This is a genomic window from Bradyrhizobium uaiense, from assembly GCF_010811875.1.
Lineage (GTDB): Bacteria > Pseudomonadota > Alphaproteobacteria > Rhizobiales > Xanthobacteraceae > Bradyrhizobium > Bradyrhizobium uaiense.
Genome location: NZ_VKHP01001241.1, coordinates 1 through 217 on the forward strand (window position 1 = coordinate 1; position 217 = coordinate 217).

Annotated in this window: 1 protein-coding gene; it reads right to left on the reverse strand. The window is 0.9% G+C overall.

The window, feature by feature from the left end; translation table 11 throughout:
• On the reverse strand, window positions 1-217 hold a 217-nt coding region (locus tag FNJ47_RS55875), incomplete at both ends, for a hypothetical protein (protein ID WP_181957718.1).

The window sequence follows — 217 nt, forward strand, 5'->3', positions numbered from 1 at the left end:
TTTTTTTTTTTTTTTTTTTTTTTTTTTTTTTTTTTTTTTTTTTTTTTTTTTTTTTTTTTTTTTTTTTTTTTTTTTTTTTTTTTTTTTTTCTTTTTTTTTTTTTTTTTTTTTTTTTTTTTTTTTTTTTTTTTTTTTTTTTTTTTTTTTTTTTTTTTTTTTTTTTTTTTTTTTTTTTTTTTCTTTTTTTTTTTTTTTTTTTTTTTTTTTTTTTTTTTTT